The organism is Mesorhizobium sp. M7A.F.Ca.ET.027.03.2.1, assembly GCF_003999175.1.
Lineage (GTDB): Bacteria > Pseudomonadota > Alphaproteobacteria > Rhizobiales > Rhizobiaceae > Mesorhizobium.
In genome coordinates, this window is sequence record NZ_RZOM01001115.1 from 1 (window position 1) to 1,985 (window position 1,985).

At 67.5% G+C, this 1,985-nt stretch carries 3 protein-coding genes; 1 reads left to right on the plus strand and 2 read right to left on the minus strand.

Annotation, left to right across the window (positions count from 1 at the left end; translation table 11 throughout):
- Positions 1–444: precorrin-6y C5,15-methyltransferase (decarboxylating) subunit CbiE (cbiE, locus tag EN750_RS31845; RefSeq protein ID WP_127399070.1), on the minus strand; the 444-nt coding region annotated here is incomplete at its 3' end.
- A 1-nt stretch (position 445) separates the two neighbouring features.
- On the opposite strand from cbiE, the gene EN750_RS31850 reads away from it, so the two are divergent.
- Positions 446–1,207, plus strand: coding sequence for a cobalt-precorrin-6A reductase (locus tag EN750_RS31850; protein ID WP_127270798.1), 762 nt, complete (start codon positions 446–448; stop codon positions 1,205–1,207).
- On the opposite strand, the gene EN750_RS31855 is transcribed toward EN750_RS31850, so the two are convergent.
- Positions 1,171–1,935, minus strand: coding sequence for a precorrin-3B C(17)-methyltransferase (locus tag EN750_RS31855; RefSeq protein ID WP_127399071.1), 765 nt, complete (start codon positions 1,933–1,935; stop codon positions 1,171–1,173). The two genes, EN750_RS31850 and EN750_RS31855, sit on opposite strands and share 37 nt — an antisense overlap.
- Between the last annotated feature and the right edge of the window lie 50 nt (positions 1,936–1,985).

Below are 1,985 nucleotides of genomic sequence, written 5' to 3' on the forward strand. Positions count from 1 at the left end.
CAGCGGCCGGATCAGGTCGAGCGGCCGGCCGTGCAGCGAGACGGTCTCGATGTCCTGCAGCGCCCAGCCAAGGCGCGCGGCCGCCAGCGAAACGGCCGACGGTGCGGGGATGACATGCATCTCCTGTTGCTTGACCTTGCGCGCGAGGTTGGCGCCGACGCCGTGGAAGAACGGATCGCCTGAAGCGAGCACGCAGACGCGCCTGTCGGCAAGCGCCAGCACGTCAGCCATCTCGGCATCGAAAGGAACTGGCCAGGCGCGCGCCTCGCCCTTGGCGAAGGAAGCGACCAGCGCCAGGTGCCGCTTGCCGCCGAAGATGATCTCCGCCTCGGCAATCCGCTGCTTGGCCTCGTCGCCGAGACCCGCTAAACCGTCCTCGCCGATGCCGACGATTGTGAGCCATTTTGGGGTGAGCTTGGCACCGCGCGGACCTTCAGCAGGCATGATGACCCACCGTATTCTGATCCTCGGCGGCACCACCGAAGCCCGGCAACTGGCCGGAAAACTGGCGGCGCGCGCCTCGGTCACGCTGTCGCTGGCCGGCCGCACTGAAAGCCCGGTCGCGCAAGGCGTGCCGGTGCGAACGGGGGGCTTTGGCGGTGCCGATGGATTGGCCGATTATTTGCGGAAAGAGCCTATCGACCTGCTGATCGACGCGACGCACCCCTATGCGGCGCAGATCTCCGCCAATGCGGCGCAAGCCGCCCGCGTGGCCGGTGTGCCGATCCTTGCGCTGCGACGCCCCGGCTGGGAGCCTGTCGAAGGCGACCGCTGGACTGAGGTCATTACATCCGGCGATGCCGCGCGAGCGCTTGGACTGGCGCCGCGCCGTGTTTTCCTGGCGCTGGGCCGGCAAGAGGTCGCTGCTTTCGAAGCTGCGCCCCAGCATCATTATCTCGTCCGCAGCGTCGACGCGATCGAGCCCAAGCTTGCCGTGCCGGATGCGAGCTATCTTCTGGCCCGTGGCCCGTTTCGTGAGGCGGAGGAACGCGCGCTGCTCGAAAAGCAACGCATCGATGTCGTCGTGTCCAAGAACAGCGGCGGCGAAGCGACTTATGGCAAGATCGCCGCGGCGCGGGCGCTTGGCCTCGAGGTGGTCATGATCCAACGGCCAGTCTTGCCGGATGTTCCCGCGGCTGAAAGCGTTGAAGCGCTGACCGTGTTGGTCGATCATTTTGTCCGTCCCGTGGACGAGCGCGGCGTGTAGACCAGCGCCGGCTTCTCCGCGCGCTTGATGATGCGGGTCTCCGGCGAGCCGATGATGATGCAGGTCGCCATGTCGGCCTTCTCTGCCTCGACATCGGCCAGCAGATAGACCTCGATGCGCTCATCCGGGCGGCCGGCGGCGCGGCCGAAAATCACTGGTGTGGTACCAGGCAGGATCGCGGTCAGGCATTCGAAGGCGCGGCCGAGCTGCCAGGGGCGCGCCTTGCTGATCGGGTTATAGAGCGCGATGACGAAGCCGGCGCCGGCCGCCGCCAGCAGGCGCAGTTCGATCAACTCCCATGGCTTCAGATTGTCGGACAGCGAGATGGCGCAGAAATCATGGCCGAGGGGCGCGCCGATGCGGGCGGCGACCGCCAGCATGGCGGTGATGCCGGGCACCACAGCGACATCGACCGCGCGCCATTCGGCCGGGCCGGCCTCGATCGCCTCGCAGACGGCCGCCGCCATGGCGAACACGCCGGGATCGCCACCGGAAACCACCGCGACGTCGTGGCCCTCGGCGGCTTTGAACAGTGCGTCCTTGGAGCGGGCGAGTTCCTCGCGATTGTCGGAAGCGACGCGGGTCTGGTCCGGGCGCAATTCCAGCCGGTCGAGATACGGTTTGTAGCCGTAAAAGAATTTCGCCTCGGCTACGGCGCGGCTGGCTTCCGGAGTGACTTGATCGGCATTGCCGGGCCCAAGGCCGATGACAGTGAGACGGCCGCTCATACTTGCGCTCCCACGGCGCCGGGGCGGCCGGACCAGCCGGCGACCAGCAC

Excerpts from the sequence above, each read along its gene's own strand:
- EN750_RS31850 (WP_127270798.1), top strand. The coding sequence starts at position 446 with ATGACCCACCGTATTCTGATCCTCGGCGGCACCACCGAAGCCCGGCAA.
- EN750_RS31855 (WP_127399071.1), bottom strand. The coding sequence starts at position 1,935 with ATGAGCGGCCGTCTCACTGTCATCGGCCTTGGGCCCGGCAATGCCGAT.